This is a genomic window from Phycicoccus sp. M110.8 (genome assembly GCF_032464895.1).
Taxonomy (GTDB): domain Bacteria; phylum Actinomycetota; class Actinomycetes; order Actinomycetales; family Dermatophilaceae; genus Pedococcus.
The window spans coordinates 1,150,319-1,166,321 of sequence record NZ_JAWDIC010000001.1 but is presented as its reverse complement, the minus strand read 5'-3'; the positions used below and the strand labels follow the sequence as shown (position 1 = coordinate 1,166,321).

Genomic DNA, 16,003 nt, shown 5'->3' with positions numbered 1-16,003 from the left:
ATGACGCCCGCACTCCGCGGGCAGGCTCCGGCTCGGGCCACGTGCTGGCAGTCCGTGGCCGCGCGTCGGGTGCCCCTGGTCGAGCGTGCGTCCTGGGCGGCTGAGGGACATCACCCGATCGAGCGATGCACCACGCGTGCGAGCTCGACGCGGTTCGACACCCCGAGCTTGGCGAAGACATGCCGGAGATGGGTGTTCACGGTGTGCGGGGACACGTACAGCCGCTTGGCGACCGCGCCGTTGGTGAGCCCCTCGGCCACGAGGAGCGACACGGCGCGCTCGGTCCTGGTCAGGCCGTCCCACCCCGCCCGTGACCCGTTGCGGTGTCCGCGGGCCCGGGGGTGCGCCCCGAGTTCCCGCAGCTGCGCCCGCACCCGTGCGGCCCGGGCGCTGGCGCCGGCGTCCTCGTAGCAGGCCAGTGCCTCGAGGAGCAGGGCGACAGCCTCGTCGCTTCGCCGGGACCGGACCAGTAGTGTCGCGGCGTCCTCACAGGCCCCGGTGCGGTCGAGGAGGAACGGCGCCTGTCGGGCCAGGTCCACCGCCTCCAGGGCCGTGTCGGCATCGGCGTCCACCAGGCCCCGGCACCGGAGCGCGACGCTGCGGACGGAGCCGACGCCCGGCGCGAGCGCAGCGTCCGCGGCGAGGTCGGCCGCCACTTCCGCCGCGACGTCGGGATGACCCAGCGCGAGTGCGAGGCGCACCAGGTCGGGGCCGAGGCGGCGGTGGTAGTACCGGCTCCCTCCTGCCGTGTCGGAGCGCCAGCACCGCAGCAGGAGGTCGTAGGCAGCCTGACGGTCGCCTTCGGCCTCCCAGACCCCTGACAGGGCGACGGCCACAGCGCCGGCGTTGTACGGCAGGTCCTCTTCCGCGACCCACGCTGCCAGCTCGCGCGCCAGCTGCCCGGCCGCCTCCAGGTCGCCGGTCGCGGTGGCGATGACGGTACGGTGGGCCAGCGACTGCGCCAGCAGCATCGGCTTGCCCTTCTCCCGTGCGGCCTCACCTCCCGCGACGAGCCGAGGTACCGCGTCGTCCCAGTCGCCCACGGCGAAGCAGGCCTCGGCGTCCGCCATCAGCGTCTCGGCCAGCCACCAGCCGGACCCGAACTCGTCGTCGAGGGCAGCCCGGTAGGCGGCGCGTGCCTCCGCGACGAGGTCGGCGTCGAAGAGGGCGAGGCCGAGGAAGAGGCTTGGTTGCAGGGGCAACGACGAGACGTCTGAGCCGCCCTCGGCGAGGTCGGCCGCGCGCCGGGCCTGACCCAGTGCCTCGTCGAAGCGGCCCTGACGTCCTACGGCCACGAGCAGCGCGGTGAGCGCCCACACCGTCAGCCCGGCGTGGCCCGTCGCCTCGGCGAGGCGCAGGGCGCGGCGCGCGGACTCCTCTCCGGCGCGTGGGTCACCACGGTAGGTGAGCACCCAGCTCAGCTGGGCCAACACCGGCACCTGCTCTGCCGGCCCGAGCTCATCGAGGCTGTCGCGGACCAGAGCCATGAGCTCGTCGGCCCGGTTCAGCAGGGCGAGGCCGCCGACGAGCGCGAGGCGCAGGGGCGTGTCCGTCTCCGGCGCGTGGCGTCGGGCGAGGACGGCCTCCGCGCGGGCCGTCCCCTCGGTCACGAGCCCGGCACGGATCATCGCCTGGACCACCTCGAGCGCCAGGAGGTCGGCGTCGGGGTGGCCGTCGGGCAAGAGGGCCTCGGCTCGTCGGAGGAGCTCGACGGCGACGGACCCCGACTGTGCCGCCGCGTCCCGGGCGGCGGCCCGGAGCCAGGCGACCGCCTCGTGGTCGCCGGTCTGCGAGCCGAGCATCAGGTGGTCGGCCACGCCGAGCGGCGAGGCTCCCGCGGCCATGAGGGCTACTGCCGCCTCGCGGTGCAGCGCCCGTCGGACCGGCCCCGGGATGTCCTGGTGGATGGCGTCGTGCACCAGCTGGTGCCTGAACACCACCTGGTCCTGTGCCTCGTCGAGAAGTCGTGCGTCGTACGCCGGGCGCAGGTGCCGGGCGACGTCGGCCTCCGACCGCTGGGCAACGGCACCGAGGTCGCGGAGCTGCACGGCGTCCCCGAGGGCCGCTGCGACTCGGAGCATCTCCAACGTCTCCTCCGGGAGGTCGCCCAGGCGACGAACGACCAGCTCGCTCAGCGAGGTGGGAACGCCGGGGGAGGCCGCCTCCACGCCCACACCGGTTCGCGACAGCATCCCGTCGTCGACGAGGGAGCGCAGCAGCGCCAATGCCCACAGGGGGTTTCCCCTTGCGCCTTCGAGCATGGCGGCGAGGCCCGGCCCGGGCAGCCCTCCCAGTCGTTGTGCAGCCAGGTCCAGGATCTCCGCGGACGAGAGGGGCCCCAGGCGCAGGACGGCGCCGCCTGCCTCCGAGAGGTCCTCGAGGAGCCGAACGACGTCGGCGGACCGGGGCGCCGGGCGCACGGTCACAACGACGGACAAGGCGGAAAGCGGCAGCCGCCGCACGAGTGAGGAGATGGTCAGCAGGCTCGCCGGGTCGGCCCAGTGGACGTCCTCGGCCACCAGCAGCACCGGACGGTCCGCGCAGGACGACTCGACCAGGTCGACGACCTCCTCGACGACCCGGTAGTGCAGCTCGCCCGAACCGGGGCCGGCCCCGCCGGACAGCAGCGCCGCGATCGCTGCCCGGCGGGGGTCGACCGCGCGGCGTCTCAGGCCCAGCGCCGCCGAGACCAGACCGAAGGGGCGGCTGCGCTCGAAGGGGTGCGCCTGACCGCGGAGAACCGTCAGGCCGTGTGGCTGCGCCGCCTCGACCATGGCCTCCACCAGGCGGGTCTTGCCGATGCCGGCCTCCCCCTCGACGACGAGCGCCGAGGCCCTCCTGGCGACGAGGCTCCGGATCGCGGTCTCTGCGGTCGCCAGCTCGTCCAGGCGCCCGACCAGCCCGTGAGCAGCGGCCACGCTCAAGGGTCCCGCAACGCGAAGGGGCCGTCCAGAGCCCGGGGGCACCCGCCCCGCGGGCAAGTGGGGCGGATCCGGCATTCGTCGCGGGGAAGCCCTCTCCGCTCGATGCTCGCAGACTCGGCTCGAGTCCCGTGGAGGGCCTAGCGCTCCACGTAGACGGTGAACGGCGGCACGACTCCGTGCGACTCCGCCTGGGCGGCGACCTCCGGTGGCATCGACTCGAGCAGGGCCCTGAGCGCATCGAGGTCGTCGGTCTCGAAGGTCACGGCCGCCCGGTTGCTGCCGTCCATCGCCACGAGGTCGGTGACGCCGACCGCCCCCGGCATCGCTGCCGCCCGTTCGCTCTTGCCGGCCAGCCAGCGGTCGACCTCGCGGATGTCGTGGCTGATGATGACTCTGGGCATGGCGACCTCCGTTGCTGTTCCGGCCGGTGCGGTGTGCCGGCCTGGTGATGACATCGATGCTCGACGCAGCCCGCCCGCCGGACATCACTCGTTCGAGCGAGGGGCCTTGGTGGAGCCCGACTGTCCTGTTGCGTCTCGCCCGGCCCGGGGCGTACGCGTCAGCCGGTCATGAAGGCCGCGTCCGCCGTCGGATCGACAGCGAGGTGCCAGTGTTCGGCGAGCTTGCGGTCACGTACGTGGTAGACGTCCACGTACTTGGCGGAGAGGCTGCGACCGCCCATGGTCATGGCGTCCTCGTGCAGGATCACGACGTGGTCGTCGCTCGCCAGGACGTCGTGGATCTCCATCGACGTCATCTCGAGACCCGACTCCTGGAAGACCCGTGCCAGGAACGCCAGGGTCTCCTCGCGCCCGCGGTAGTCCCCCTCCATTCCGGCGGCGGACTCGTGCCACACGATGTCCTCGTGCAGGAGGTCGGCGAAGCCGGCCATGTCACCGCGTGCCAGTGCCTCGTAGGCGGAGCGAACCACCGCCGCGTCTGGGTGCTCAGTCACCGTGTGTCTCCTTCTCGTGGCGTCTGTGGCACCAGTGTGGGAGGGCCGCGAATCCCGTGACATCGCTCGATCGAGTGACGACCACCTACCCGTTGCCGGTCACCATGGAGCGTGAGTTCGCGCAAACCTCGGCGCCACGAGCGGCGAGTGGTCGCGAGGGGCCGTGGACCCGCGTGATCGGACGCGGGCACGCGGCATACGGCGGCCGGCCGGCCAGTCGCGACCCGGCCACGGGCGACACGAGATGGAGGCGACATGAGGACGGTGGAGGTCCGGGTCTGGATCGACCGCCCGGTCGAGGAGGTGTACGCCTACACCGTCGACCTGGACCGCTGGCCGCAGTGGCGCAGTGACGTCGTGGGGGGCGAGCTGCTCACCGAGGGCCCCATGAGGGTGGGGTCACAGGCGCGAGGACTCGCCCTCGTCCTCGGACGGACGGTCCCCATCGACGTCGAGGTGACCGTGCTGCAGCCCGGATCGGCGTTCGGGTACCGGCCCACGAGGGGACCCCTGAGGACGAACAACCTCTACACGTTCGAGAGCCAGCAGGGCGGAACCCTGGTGGTGCTCACCGACGAGATCCGGCTGAAGGGCGTCTTCCGGCTGTTCCAGCCCGTGATGCCGGCGTTCGTCCGGTCCGGGTACCGGAAGAACCTCGCCAACCTGAAGGCCACCCTCGAGGCGGAGCCCGTCCAGCGGGGTGCCCGCGGCGAGTAGCGCCCCGTTGCCGGGGGCGAGCGGCGACTGCTCACTCCCCGCCGCGGTGCACATGGGCGCGCTGGCCATCGCGGTCGAAGATCATCAACAGCTCGGCCGGTCCGTCGACCGCGACGAACGCGTGCGGGGTCATGGTCGCGAACTCGGCCGCCTCGCCTGCCTCGACGGTGATCTCGCGGTCGCCGAGGAGCAGGAGAAGGCGACCGCTGAGTACGAAGAGCCAGTCGTGGCCGGGGTGGACGCGCTGTTGCGGTCGTGCCCTGCTGGGCTCGACCCGCGTCTTCACCGCGACCGTGCTGCTGTCAGGCCGGCTCAACGCCCAGGTCGTGCGGCCGTCGGACCGGCTCGGCGTGGGGCGGATGACCACGTCCTCGTCGCTGCTCACGTCGAGAAGCGCCTCCAGGCCGACCTGGAGGCCGGCGGCCAGCGGCAACAGGACGTCGAGACTGAGACTGCGCTTGCCGGTCTCCACCCGGCTGATCGTCGACGGGCTGAGGTTCGTGCGCGCCGCCAGCTCGTCGAGGGACAGCCCAAGCGTGGAGCGCAGACTGCGCAGGCGCGTCCGGACGACGTGCTCGATGTCGGAGAGGGCGGCCACCGTTCCTCCTTGCAGATAGTGCAAGGACTCTAGCGTATGCCGCCAGGCGCCTCGTACGGTTGCAGCATGATCGACGAGAACTCCCACGAGGAAGCCCATGGCTCCGCCATCCCTGCGCTCGTCCGCCACTGTGACGTCGCGGTCATCGGCGGGTCGGCCGCGGGTCTCGCCGCCGCCCTGCAGCTGGGCCGTCAGCGGAGGTCGGTGATCGTCGTGGACTCCGGCGAGCCGCGCAACGCGCCGGCCGCGCACATGCACAGCTTCCTCGGCCGTGACGGCACCGACCCGGCGGAGCTGCTGGAGGCGGGGCGAGCCGAGGTGCGCAGCTACGGCGGTGAGGTACTGGCCGGCGAGGCGCTGGCCGTCACCCGGGAGGAAGGGCGGTTCGTCGTCCAGCTCGCCACCGGGGACAGCGTCGCTGCGCGCCGGGTCGTCATCGCGACAGGACTGGTCGACGACCTGCCCGACGTCGAGGGACTGGCCGCCCACTGGGGTCGTGATGTGATCCACTGCCCGTTCTGCCACGGGTACGAGGTGCGGGACCAGCGGTTGGTCCAGTTGGTCACCCACCCGATGGGGCTGCACGTCGTCGCGATGCTGCGCCAGCTCACCGACCGCCTGACGGTGCTGGTCGCCGCCGGGGTGGAGGTCGACGATGCCGAGCTCGCGACCATGGCCGCTGCAGGTGTCGACGTCCGAGTCGCGGCGACGGCAACACGGGTGCTCGCGGATGGGGAGGCTCGGTTGACCGGTGTGGAGCTGGCCGACGGCTCGCGAATCGACGCCGACGCCGTGCTCATCGGACCGCGATTCCGTCCGCGGGTGGAGCCCTGCGCCGGGCTCGGAGTGGCGCGTGCACCCCACCCCACCGGCCTGGGGGAGGTCGTCGAGGTCGACGCGACCGGTGCGACGTCCGTCGCCGGGGTCTTCGCCGCCGGCAACGTCACGGACCCGAGCCAGCAGGTGCTCTCGGCCGCCGCACACGGCAGCCGCGTCGGGGGAGCGGTCGCCGTCAGCCTCGCTGCCGAGGACATGGGACTCTCTGCCCGCCCGTCCGCCTCGGTCGCCGACTGGGACCACCGCTACTCCGGCGCCCCGGTGTGGAGCGGCAACCCGAACGGCTCGCTTGTCGCGGAAGTGGCCGACCTGCCCACCGGCCGCGCGCTGGACGTCGGCGCCGGTGAGGGTGGCGACGCGATCTGGTTGGCCGAGAAGGACTGGGAAGTGACGGCCAGCGACGTGTCCTCGCGCGCGCTCGAGACCATCCGGGCCGAGGCAGAACGGCGCGGCCTGGCGGTCACGTGCCTCCTGGCCGACGCCAATGCGCGGGAGCCCTTCCCGCGGGGTGCCTTCGACCTGGTCACGGCGGCATACGCGTCGATCCCGCGCACGCCCGACCTGCGCGGCGTGCACAACATCCTCGACGCGGTCGCCCCCGGTGGCACCCTCGTCGTCCTCAGCCACGACCTCGAGGCGATGCGTCACCCCGAGCACCAGCATCGCCCGTTCGACCCCGAGGCTTACCTCCACCTCGACGACTTCGCCGCCGCGCTCACCGCCGCGCCGGGCTGGACCATCGAGGTCAACGACAAGCGCCCGCGCCCGGCAGGATCGGCGAGCGCATCCCACCACGCCGACGACCGAGTGCTCCGCGCGCGCCGAGCCGGCTGACCCGGCTGTTCGTCCTCTCGGGTCGCACGGAGAGCCCTCCGTCACCCGACTAGGGGGCGAGCATCCAGCTGACGGCCTCCTCGGCGTGGATCGCGGCGGTGTCGTACAGCGGGACGGAGGCATCGCCCGACTTCACCAGGAGGCCGATCTCCGTGCAGCCCAGGATGATGCCTTGCGCGCCGTGTCGGACCAGGCGATCCATCACCGTGCGAAATCGAGCACGGGAGGAGTCGAGGACGACGTCCTGGCACAGCTCCTCGTAGATGATGCGGTGGACGTCGGCACGCTCAGCTGCGCCGGGGGTGATGACCTCGAGACCTCGAGCACGCAGCCGGCCGATGTAGAAGTCTTCCTCCATGGTGAAGGCCGTCGCGAGCAGGGCGACCGAGCTGACACCGTCGGCGCGGATGCGCGCCGCCGTGGCGTCGGCGATGTGCAGGAGGGGGATGTCCGTCGCTGCCTGGATCTGGTCGGCGACCTTGTGCATGGTGTTGGTCGCGAGGACGAGCCCTTCGGCGCCAGCGCGTTCGAGCCCGCGGGCGGCCTCCACCAGCACGTGGGCGGTGCCGTTCCAGTTCCCGTCGTGCTGCATGGCGGCGACCGGTTCGAAGTCGACGCTGTGCAGCACGATTCGGGCGGAGTGCAGCCCGCCGAGCCGGGAAGCGACACCGTGGTTGAGCAGCCGGTAGTACTCCGCGGTGCTCGTCCAGCTCATGCCGCCGAGTACCCCGAGAAGCCTCATGGCGTCATCTTCCTTGATGATCGACGATCCGGGGCGCGGCCGTGTAGATATAAGTTTCTGTTTCAAACAGAGAATAATAATGGTACCGTTGTGATGTCGGTGGCGCCGCCCAGCCAGGAGGCTCCGGACGGTTCGATCGATGGTGCCGAGCCTGCGCCTAACCGCCGTTGGATGCGTCGACACCTCCGCAACCCTGCGATTGGAGAGGCACCCTGATGAGCACCCCTTCGTTCCGTCCGAAGTACGTCTCGTTCGACTGCTACGGCACACTGATCAGCTGGCCGATGACGCCCATCACCAAGGAGCTCGTGGGTGACCAGGTGCCACCCGCGGACTGGGACCGCTTCGTGGCGGAGTTCCGGGGCTACCGGTACGACCAGGTGTGCGGGGAGTACTACCCCTACGAGCAGGTCCTACAGGACTCGTTCGACAGGGTGTGCCGAAAGTGGGGCATCAGGTCCGACCCCACCGCAGGCAAGCGGTTCGCCGACGGGGTGCGCAGCTGGGGACCCCACCCCGACGTCCCGGCACCGCTGAAGACGATGGGCGAGCACTACAAGCTGGTGATCCTCTCCAACGCCGAGGGCTCCTTCCTGGAGGAGAGCGTGCCGCGGCTGGGCGCGAACTTCCACGCCGTGTTCACGGCTGACCAGGCTGGGTACTACAAGCCGCGGTATGCCGCCTTCGAGTACATGCTCGAGCAGCTCGATGCGGTACCCGACGACTTCGTGCACGTCTCCTCACACACCCGCTACGACCCGCTTCCCATGCACGACATGGGGTTCCGCAACCTGGTGCTGCTCGACCGCGGCTACGACCCCGTGCCGCCGGGCTACGGCCTCACCGTGGTGAAGTCGCTCGACGAGCTCAACACCATGCTCGGACTGTGATGGGCGCCGGCCACGGCGCCCGCCCGGGGGCCGGCCCTCTGGTTGGCGCGGCGCACTCGACGACACCCGCACGGAGGACCTCGCGATGACCTCAACGCTCAGTCGCGCGATCGACAACTACCCCAACCGCTTCGACCCTGCTGCCCTCGATGCGTTGCCCGACCGGCTCCAGAGGACCATCCGACGGCGCAGCGATGTCCTGGGTCCGGGCTACACGCTGATCTATCGAGAGCCGGTGGAGTTCGTCTCCGGCCGCGGGGCGCACCTGTTCGACCGCGACGGAAACGACTACCTCGACGCGTACAACAACGTTCCCTGCGTCGGGCACGCGCATCCTCGCGTGGTCGAGGCGGTGTCCCAGCAGATCGCGATGGTGAACACCAACACCAGGTACGTCGAAGAGGCCCTGGTCGACTATGCGGAGCGGCTTCTCGCCACGTTCCCCGCGGAGCTGTCGCGAGTGAGCTTCGCCTGCAGTGGCTCCGAGGCCAACGACCTCGCCATGCGCGTGGCGAAGTTCCACACCGGCAACGAGGGCGTCATCGTCACCCGCTGGGCGTACCACGGCATCACGCGCGAGGTCGCCAGCTTCTCACCCTCCCTCGGCGACGGCTCGCCACTGGGCCCCGCCGTCAGGGTCGTCGATGCACCCGACCCACGGGCGATTCCCCCGGGCGTCACTCTGGCCGACCACATGGTTGCCGAGGTCCGTGCGGCGATCGTGGACCTCGAGCGTCACGGTCATCGCCTCGCGGCGTTCATCAGTGACTCCGCGTACAGCAGCGACGGCATCTTCACCCATCCCGTGGGGTATCTGCCGGACGTCGTCGACGCGGTCCACTCCGCGGGCGGCGTGTACATCGCGGACGAGGTGCAGGCAGGTTTCGCCCGGCTGGGAGAGTCGATGTGGGGCTTCAGCCGTCATCAGGTCCTCCCTGACATCGTCACGATGGGCAAGCCGATGGGCAACGGCCTGCCCATCTCAGGCGTGGTCTTCCGACCCGAGGTCTGTGAGGAGTTCGGGCGCAGCGTCCGCTACTTCAACACCTTCGCCGGCAGCTCGATCCCGGTCGCGGCGGCGACCGCGGTGCTGGACGTGTTCGAGGAGGAGGGCGTGCCGGCCCGTGTGCTCGGTAACGGCGATGCTCTGCGTGCCGGTCTGGAGGAGCTCACGCGGGAGTCGCCCCACGTCAGCGAGGTCCGCGGCAGCGGCCTGTACGTTGCCGTCGAGGTCGTCCGCGACCGGGAGGCCCGTGTCCCCGACCGCGCTCGCGCCGAGGACGTCATCAACGCGATGCGGGATCGTCGTGTTCTCATCAGCGGAACCGGCAGGGCGGCGAACGTGCTGAAGGTCCGCCCTCCCTTGGCGTTCAGCTCTGCTGACGTCACCCGGTTCCTGGACACTTTCGCCGAGATCTCCAGGAAGCACCTCTAGCGCCGAGGATGGAAGGAACACGGTGGACGCATCACCTCCCGTGACGCGCGTACAGGGACTCTTTGCCGACAGCGGTCTCGCAGCGACACACGAACCCATCGACGTGCGTCAGTTGCGAAGTCTGCTGCGTCGCCACTACGGCCTCACCGGACGTCTCCAAGCCGTGTCGACGGAGAAGGACGACACCTTCAGGTTGCTCACGGGGTCGACCGGCAGCTGGCTCGTCAAGGTCTCGCAGAGCGACGAGCCGCGGACAGTCGTGGATCTACAGACAGCTGCAATGCGCTTCCTGCACCGGGCTGCGCCGGATGTCCCCGCCCAGCGGGTGCGACTCACCGGCGGTGGTCTGGACAGCGTGGCCATCGACACGGCCGTGGGTGGGACGCGCGTCCTGCGCGTGCTCGGGTTCGTCGAGGGAACGCTCTGGGCCGGGACGGTCCCGAACGTCGACCAGCTGGCCAAGCTCGGGCGGATGCTCGCGCGGGTCGACGCAGCCCTGAAGTCGTTCGCCCACCCGGCGGACACGCGAGCGCTGGTCTGGGATCTCCGGCACTTCCGCGAGATGACCGAGCTCCTGGAGCACACGTCCAGCACGGAGCACCGAAGACTGGCAGAGGCTGTCTTCCGACTGTTCGAGACAACCGTCGTGCCAGGCCTCGGGCAGCTCGAGACGCAGGTGATCCACGGGGACTACAGCCCTTACAACGTGGTCGTCGACGAGCTGAGCGACGCATACGTCACCGGCGTGATCGACTTCGGGGACACCATGCGCAGTGCGAAGGTGTTCGATCCCGCCGTGGCGCTGGCGAACCTGATCGGACGGGGGGAGCAAGAGCCCTGGCGCGATGCCGGCGCCTTCGTGGCCGGGTACGAACAGGTCTCCCCCATGGTGGACCGGGAGCTCGCAGTGCTCCCGGTTGCCGCCCTCGCACGTCTCACCCTGCGGGCGCTGGTCACCAACTGGCGCGCGAGCCGCGTCCCGGGCCGCAGGGACTACGTCCTCGCCCACGCCAAGGACGACTGGGTCAGATTGCAGCGTTCCATCGCCGTGCCCATGGACGAGGTCCTCTCCCAGCTGCGGACGGCACCTCGGTGACCAGACGTGACGCACCCGCCGTCGCTAGGGTCGCCCGGTGACCGGCAACCCGACCTCGCGCGACCACAACAAGGCCGCTGTCCTCGACGTGGTCCTTTCGCGGGCGCCGCTGACGCGCACAGAGGTCATGGAGCAGACGGGCTTGAGCAAGGCCACGGTGTCGCGAGCCGTGGAGGAGCTCCGGGCGGACGGGTTCGTCGTCGACGGAGGGCTCGACGACGCCACCGGTCGTGGACGGCGGTCGACCTACCTGGACGTGCCTGACACCGCCGGTCACGTCGTCGGGGTGAGCTTCGGCGCCCAGGACACCTGCGTCCTCGCCGCCGACCTCCGGGGCCGGGACATCGGGCGCGTCCTCCGCCCGACCGTGGAGCACCACGACGCCGCCGCCGCGGCGCGGTGGCTGGTCGACATGGTCGGCGACGTCACCAAGGGGGCGAAGGGCCCTCTCCGTGAGGTCGTGGTCGCGGTGCCCGGGCGGGTGCGGTCCGGCGCGGAGATCCTGGGCCCGGCGGAGGCCATGAAGGCACTCGTCGGCCCGGACCTGCAGCGGACACTTGCAGCTCGGCTCGGTGCCCGCGTGGAGTTCGACAGCGACGCGAACGCCTCCCTGCTGGGGATCCTCACCGAGGGCCGGGCGATCGGCAACGCTGCTCTCTTCAGCCTGAGCAGCATCCTGAACTTCGCGAGCTGCGCTGACCACGTACTCGACCGGGGCCGCACGCCGACCTTCGGCGACCTGGGGGTGCTGTGGTCCGGCGTGCCGGGAGAGTCCCTCGAGGGCTTGATGAGCACGGGCGGTCTGCTCCGCTTCGCTCGTCTGCGGGACCCGGACGTCCAGCGCGTCGAGGACCTGTGGCTCGACGCGGGCTCGCAGGCGTCGCGTCCCGAGGTGCTGGATGCGTTGACCACTGCCCTGGTGACCGCGGTCAGTGCCGTCGCCGTGACGCTCGAGCCGGACCGCGTGTACTTTGTGGGACGGCTGCAACCCCTCGTCGAGGAGGTGCTCCCCATGGTTCGGCGAAGGCTGGGCGAGAGGCTCCCGAAGGCGCCAGAGGTGTCGACGCCCACGCAGGTCCTGGGCCTCTCCGTGGCGCGCGGCGCGGTGTATGCGTGCCTCGCGACGGTTCGCGAGGAGCTGCGGGAATCGGTGCTGTCGACTCGACACCGGTCCGCGGACCCGGCGGGGTCCGCACCCGCCTACTGAGTCCTGCCGCCGCCGGGATCAGCCGACCAGTCCGCCCCGGGCACGGCGCGACGGGCGGAACTCGTACAGGTCGAGGACGGCCGGGACCTCGGCGATGCCAGGTCCACCGGACGCGGCCCACTCGATGACATCGGTCGCCACGTCGTCGTCCAGGAGGTCACCGAGCCAGACTGGTCGGGCACCGGCCGCGCGCCCCGCGGCCGATGGCGTCACCACCATGACGTTGGACCGCTCGCACGCGTCGAGACAGTCCGCGACCCGCACGCGCACGTCGTCCCCACCACCGGCTCGTATGAGCTCCAGCTGGCCCTCGTGGTCGAACGCCGGGTGCTTGCGCCGGCTGCCGCAGCAGCAACCGCGGCACACGGTGACCGTGACGGCGGAGCTCGTGGGCTCGGTCGCTGCCCGCCCCTTGTCGGGTTTGCCGTCCCTGCGTCTGGTCATGTGCAGACATCCTGTCCGTGAAGAGGCGCGCCGGGCGGCGCGGCGGGCCTAAGGCTGTTCCCGAGGTGGTCGACCGTCGGACGTCCCCGCACCAGGCGGTGGAGGCGGTCGACCGAGTCCTCCGCATTGACCCCGATCGCGGCCACGACCTGTCCCCGACGGCTGAGGCAGACACCGGCGGACCCGCTGTCGAGGGAGCCCCACGACAGGTCGCTCCTGTCGGCCAGTCCGGGAAAGCCGACGCACCGGATGCGTGTTCCCTGGATGGTCGTGCCGAAGGTCGGGAGCTCTGTCCACCCTCGGCGGGCGGTGGGCGGCGACACCAGGTTGCGGGCCGCGAGCTCGGCCTGGTGACGGGCGCTGGCCCAGTGCTCGACACGTACCGCCTGGCCGGCGAGGGCGGCGTGGGGTGCGCGAGCGACGTCTCCGACGGCGACGACGCGGTCGGTGCCACGCACGTGCATCGTGGGTCCGCAGAGGACACCGTTCGCGGTCGGCACCACGGCGCCGAGCCACTCGACGTTGGGCAGTGTCCCGGTCGCCATGACGACGACGTCGGCGTCGACCCGTCGGCCGTCGTGGAGGTTCACGTGCGTGACGCGACCACCTGCCACCCCGAGGCTCTCCACCCGCTGGCGGCCCTCGATCCGGACCTCCGCAGCCCGATGCAGCTCCACGAGGTGCTTCGCCACGAGTGTCCCGAGGCTCGTCGACGTGGGAAGTGAGCCGCTGTGGGCCCAGGTCGTGTGGTGACCGCCGCGCGCGGCCTCCGAGACGATCTCGGCCCCGATGAGACCGCCGCCCACGACGACCACTCGTAGTCGTTGCCCCTGCAGGGTTTTCCGGAGAGCGACAGCGTCACCCAGGGTGCGGAGCACGAACGCCCCGTCGATCCCGGCAACGGCCTCCCGGTCGCGGGGGCGTGCACCCGACGCGATGACGAGACCGTCGAAGGGGAGCTCGCCCACCTCGTCGACGGTCACCCGTCGTCGAGTGAGGTCCAGGCCGGTGGCCCTGCGGCCCAGGTGCCACTCGACGTCGGGCACCGTGTCGTCCAGGCTGAGCTGCGCTCGGGTGGCAGTTCCGACGAGAAACGCCTTGGACAGCGGGTACCGGTCGTAGGGCGCCTCCACCTCCTCACCCACCACCGTGACCGTCCCCTGGTAGCCCAGGCGCCGAAGGGTGGCGGCCACGTGATGGCCGGCCAGCGACGCCCCGACTATGACGACGTTGCGGAGCCTCGGCGTGGAGCGGGTCGCGGGGGGCGTCATGTCCGCAGGCCACGGTCGGCCCGGGCCCAGGCGGCTCGCCGCAGCAGTCGCAGCCCGTTGAGGCCGACCACCATGGTGGACCCCTCGTGGCCCGCCACTCCGAGCGGCAGGGGCAGGACCCAGAGGATGTCCCACAGCACCAGCACCGTGATGACGGTCGCGGCGAAGGCCAGGTTTGCCTTCACCAGCCCGTGTGCTCGCCGGGAGAGCCCGATGACCTTGGGCAGTGTGCCGAGCTCGTCCCTGACGACCACGGCGTCCGCGGTCTCCAGTGCCAGATCCGATCCGTGCCGCCCCATGGCAACGCCGAGCTCTGCCGCGGCCATGGCGGGCGCGTCGTTGACTCCGTCGCCCACGAGCATGACGCGCCGGCCCTGCTCCTGCAGCGTGCGCACGGCTTCGACCTTCTCGTCCGGCAGGAGCCCGGCTCGGACGTCGGTGATGCCCACCTCCTCGGCGAGCCGACGCGCGGCCCGCTCGTTGTCGCCGGTCAGCAGGACCGGGGTCCGGCCGGTCAGCTCGGTGAACGCGGCAACGGCCTCACGGGCGCCCGGTCGCACCTGGTCTGCCAGTCCCAGGACGCCTGCCGGGCTGTGGTCGACGACGACGACGACTGCTGTACGTCCGACCTCCTCGAGCTCGGACACGAGAAGGCGGGCGTCCCCGACATCCCTCCTCCCTGCCACCTCGTCGAGGATGGCGGGGGACCCCACCCACACGTGGCGACCCTCGACGGTAGCTGTGACGCCACGACCCGGCGTCGAGGAGAAGTCGGTCGCATGGGGGATGGCGACACCCCGTTCCTGGGCGGCGGCGACGACTGCCGAGGCAAGGGGGTGCTCGCTCGGCCGTTCCGCCGCAGCGGCGAAGGACAGGAGCGTCTCGGTGCTGATGGCGCCGAGGTCGAGCACCTCGACCTCGGCGACCCGGGGCGTCCCCAGGGTCAGCGTGCCGGTCTTGTCGAAGGCGACCAGGTCGACCTCCCGGAAGCGCTCCAGGGCCACGGCGGACTTGACCAGGACGCCATGACGGCCGGCATTCGCAATCGTCGACAGCAGCGGCGGCATGGTGGCCAGCACCACGGCGCAGGGGGAGGCGACGATCATGAACGTCATGGCGCGCAGGAGCGTGGGTTCAAACGCGTGGCCGAGCGCAAGCGGGATGAAGAACAGGGCGAGCGTCGCCACCACCACTCCGATGGAGTAGCGCTGTTCGACCTTCTCGATGAAGAGCTGGGTCTTGGCCTTGGTCTCGGAAGCCTCCTCGACCATGGCGACGATGCGCGCCACCACCGAGTCTGTCGCCTCGCGGTTGACTGCGATCCTGAGCGCCCCGGTGCCGTTGAGGCTCCCTGCGAAGACCTCGTCGCCGACGCCCTTGGTGACGGGGAGCGGTTCACCCGTGATGGAGGCCTGGTCGACGTCGCTGAGGCCTTCCACCACCTCGCCGTCTGCACCCACTCGCTCGCCGGGGCGAACGACCACGATGTCCCCGACAGCGAGCGCCGCGGTCTCGACAACCTCCTCGTCTCCGTCGGTGCCCACCCTGCAGGCACGTTCGGGGGCGAGGTCGAGCAGGGCCCGGACCGAGTCTGCCGTGCGCCGGGTGACGAATGCCTCGAGTGCCCCAGAGGTCGAGAAGATGACGACGAGGAGGGCGCCGTCGAAGACCTGCCCGATCGTCACAGCCAGGATGGCTGCCACGATCATGAGGATGTCGACGTCCAAGGTCCTCTCGCGCAGTGCCTGGAGGCCCGAGAGCGCCGGCTCCCAGCCCCCGGTCACGTAGCACGCCAGGTACAACGTCCACCACACCGCCGACGGCGCACCAGCGGCCTGGGCGACCATCCCCCCGAGGAAGAGCGCCGTGGCCAGGGCGGCCCAACGGACTTCCGCCATCGCCAGGACCGACCAGACCTGGGCGGACCGCCTGGGCTGGGAAAGCGTGTGGGCGGCGACGTCGCGCGGCGGGGCAGTGAGGCTGGATGACATGAGGGACTCCGGTGGCTGGGGAGGGGTACTCTAGAAATTAAAGGATGAACATACGTTCATGC

14 protein-coding genes are annotated in these 16,003 nt (G+C 71.0%); 6 read left to right on the top strand and 8 right to left on the bottom strand.

The features are described from left to right. Nucleotides 1-110 precede the first annotated feature (110 nt). From RKE38_RS05435 to RKE38_RS05425, 3 genes are all read right to left on the bottom strand, one after another. The gene (locus RKE38_RS05435; protein ID WP_316006427.1) at nucleotides 111-2,918 is read right to left on the bottom strand and encodes a helix-turn-helix transcriptional regulator; all 2,808 of its coding nucleotides are present in this window, start codon (nucleotides 2,916-2,918) and stop codon (nucleotides 111-113) included. A gap of 143 nt (nucleotides 2,919-3,061) precedes the next feature. After that, complete coding sequence (locus RKE38_RS05430) at nucleotides 3,062-3,325, bottom strand: hypothetical protein (protein WP_316006426.1); 264 nt, start codon at nucleotides 3,323-3,325, stop codon at nucleotides 3,062-3,064. A gap of 158 nt (nucleotides 3,326-3,483) precedes the next feature. Next, the gene (locus tag RKE38_RS05425; RefSeq protein WP_316006425.1) at nucleotides 3,484-3,879 is read right to left on the bottom strand and encodes a nuclear transport factor 2 family protein; all 396 of its coding nucleotides are present in this window, start codon (nucleotides 3,877-3,879) and stop codon (nucleotides 3,484-3,486) included. A 255-nt stretch (nucleotides 3,880-4,134) separates the two neighbouring features. On the opposite strand from RKE38_RS05425, the gene RKE38_RS05420 reads away from it, so the two are divergent. Beyond that, nucleotides 4,135-4,596 carry an SRPBCC family protein gene (locus RKE38_RS05420; RefSeq protein WP_316006424.1) on the top strand — a complete coding sequence of 154 codons (462 nt, stop codon included), beginning with the start codon at nucleotides 4,135-4,137 and terminating at the stop codon, nucleotides 4,594-4,596. A gap of 31 nt (nucleotides 4,597-4,627) precedes the next feature. Here the strand turns inward: RKE38_RS05420 and RKE38_RS05415 are convergent, their stop codons facing one another. After that, on the bottom strand, nucleotides 4,628-5,194 hold the full coding sequence (locus RKE38_RS05415; RefSeq protein ID WP_316006423.1) for a helix-turn-helix domain-containing protein: 567 nt from the start codon (nucleotides 5,192-5,194) through the stop codon (nucleotides 4,628-4,630). Nucleotides 5,195-5,260: 66 nt separating this feature from the next. Between RKE38_RS05415 and RKE38_RS05410 the strand changes: the two genes are divergently transcribed. Beyond that, nucleotides 5,261-6,865 carry a bifunctional NAD(P)/FAD-dependent oxidoreductase/class I SAM-dependent methyltransferase gene (locus RKE38_RS05410; RefSeq protein WP_316006422.1) on the top strand — a complete coding sequence of 535 codons (1,605 nt, stop codon included), beginning with the start codon at nucleotides 5,261-5,263 and terminating at the stop codon, nucleotides 6,863-6,865. A gap of 49 nt (nucleotides 6,866-6,914) precedes the next feature. Here RKE38_RS05410 and RKE38_RS05405 read toward each other — a convergent pair whose 3' ends face one another. After that, on the bottom strand, nucleotides 6,915-7,607 hold the full coding sequence (locus tag RKE38_RS05405) for an aspartate/glutamate racemase family protein (protein ID WP_316006421.1): 693 nt from the start codon (nucleotides 7,605-7,607) through the stop codon (nucleotides 6,915-6,917). 215 nt (nucleotides 7,608-7,822) lie between these two features. On the opposite strand from RKE38_RS05405, the gene RKE38_RS05400 reads away from it, so the two are divergent. The 4 genes from RKE38_RS05400 (at nucleotide 7,823) to RKE38_RS05385 (ending at nucleotide 12,235) form a co-directional block, all read left to right on the top strand. Then, entirely contained in the window at nucleotides 7,823-8,497 is a 675-nt protein-coding gene (locus tag RKE38_RS05400; protein ID WP_316006420.1) for a haloacid dehalogenase type II, read from the top strand. Between the two features lie 85 nt (nucleotides 8,498-8,582). Next, complete coding sequence (locus RKE38_RS05395) at nucleotides 8,583-9,932, top strand: aspartate aminotransferase family protein (protein ID WP_316006419.1); 1,350 nt, start codon at nucleotides 8,583-8,585, stop codon at nucleotides 9,930-9,932. Nucleotides 9,933-10,095: 163 nt separating this feature from the next. After that, nucleotides 10,096-11,028 carry a phosphotransferase gene (locus tag RKE38_RS05390; RefSeq protein WP_316006418.1) on the top strand — a complete coding sequence of 311 codons (933 nt, stop codon included), beginning with the start codon at nucleotides 10,096-10,098 and terminating at the stop codon, nucleotides 11,026-11,028. Between the two features lie 37 nt (nucleotides 11,029-11,065). Then, nucleotides 11,066-12,235, top strand: coding sequence for an ROK family transcriptional regulator (locus RKE38_RS05385; RefSeq protein WP_316006417.1), 1,170 nt, complete (start codon nucleotides 11,066-11,068; stop codon nucleotides 12,233-12,235). Between the two features lie 18 nt (nucleotides 12,236-12,253). On the opposite strand, the gene RKE38_RS05380 is transcribed toward RKE38_RS05385, so the two are convergent. The 3 genes from RKE38_RS05380 to RKE38_RS05370 are packed head-to-tail and all read right to left on the bottom strand — an operon-like array spanning nucleotide 12,254 to nucleotide 15,941. Then, nucleotides 12,254-12,679 (bottom strand): (2Fe-2S) ferredoxin domain-containing protein, encoded by a 426-nt coding sequence (locus tag RKE38_RS05380; protein WP_316006416.1) that lies wholly within the window; start codon nucleotides 12,677-12,679, stop codon nucleotides 12,254-12,256. Next, complete coding sequence (locus tag RKE38_RS05375; RefSeq protein WP_316006415.1) at nucleotides 12,676-13,950, bottom strand: FAD/NAD(P)-binding oxidoreductase; 1,275 nt, start codon at nucleotides 13,948-13,950, stop codon at nucleotides 12,676-12,678. The genes RKE38_RS05380 and RKE38_RS05375 overlap by 4 nt, the downstream gene beginning before the upstream one ends. Continuing rightward, on the bottom strand, nucleotides 13,947-15,941 hold the full coding sequence (locus RKE38_RS05370) for a heavy metal translocating P-type ATPase (RefSeq protein ID WP_316006414.1): 1,995 nt from the start codon (nucleotides 15,939-15,941) through the stop codon (nucleotides 13,947-13,949). The genes RKE38_RS05375 and RKE38_RS05370 overlap by 4 nt, the downstream gene beginning before the upstream one ends. Nucleotides 15,942-16,003 lie beyond the last annotated feature (62 nt).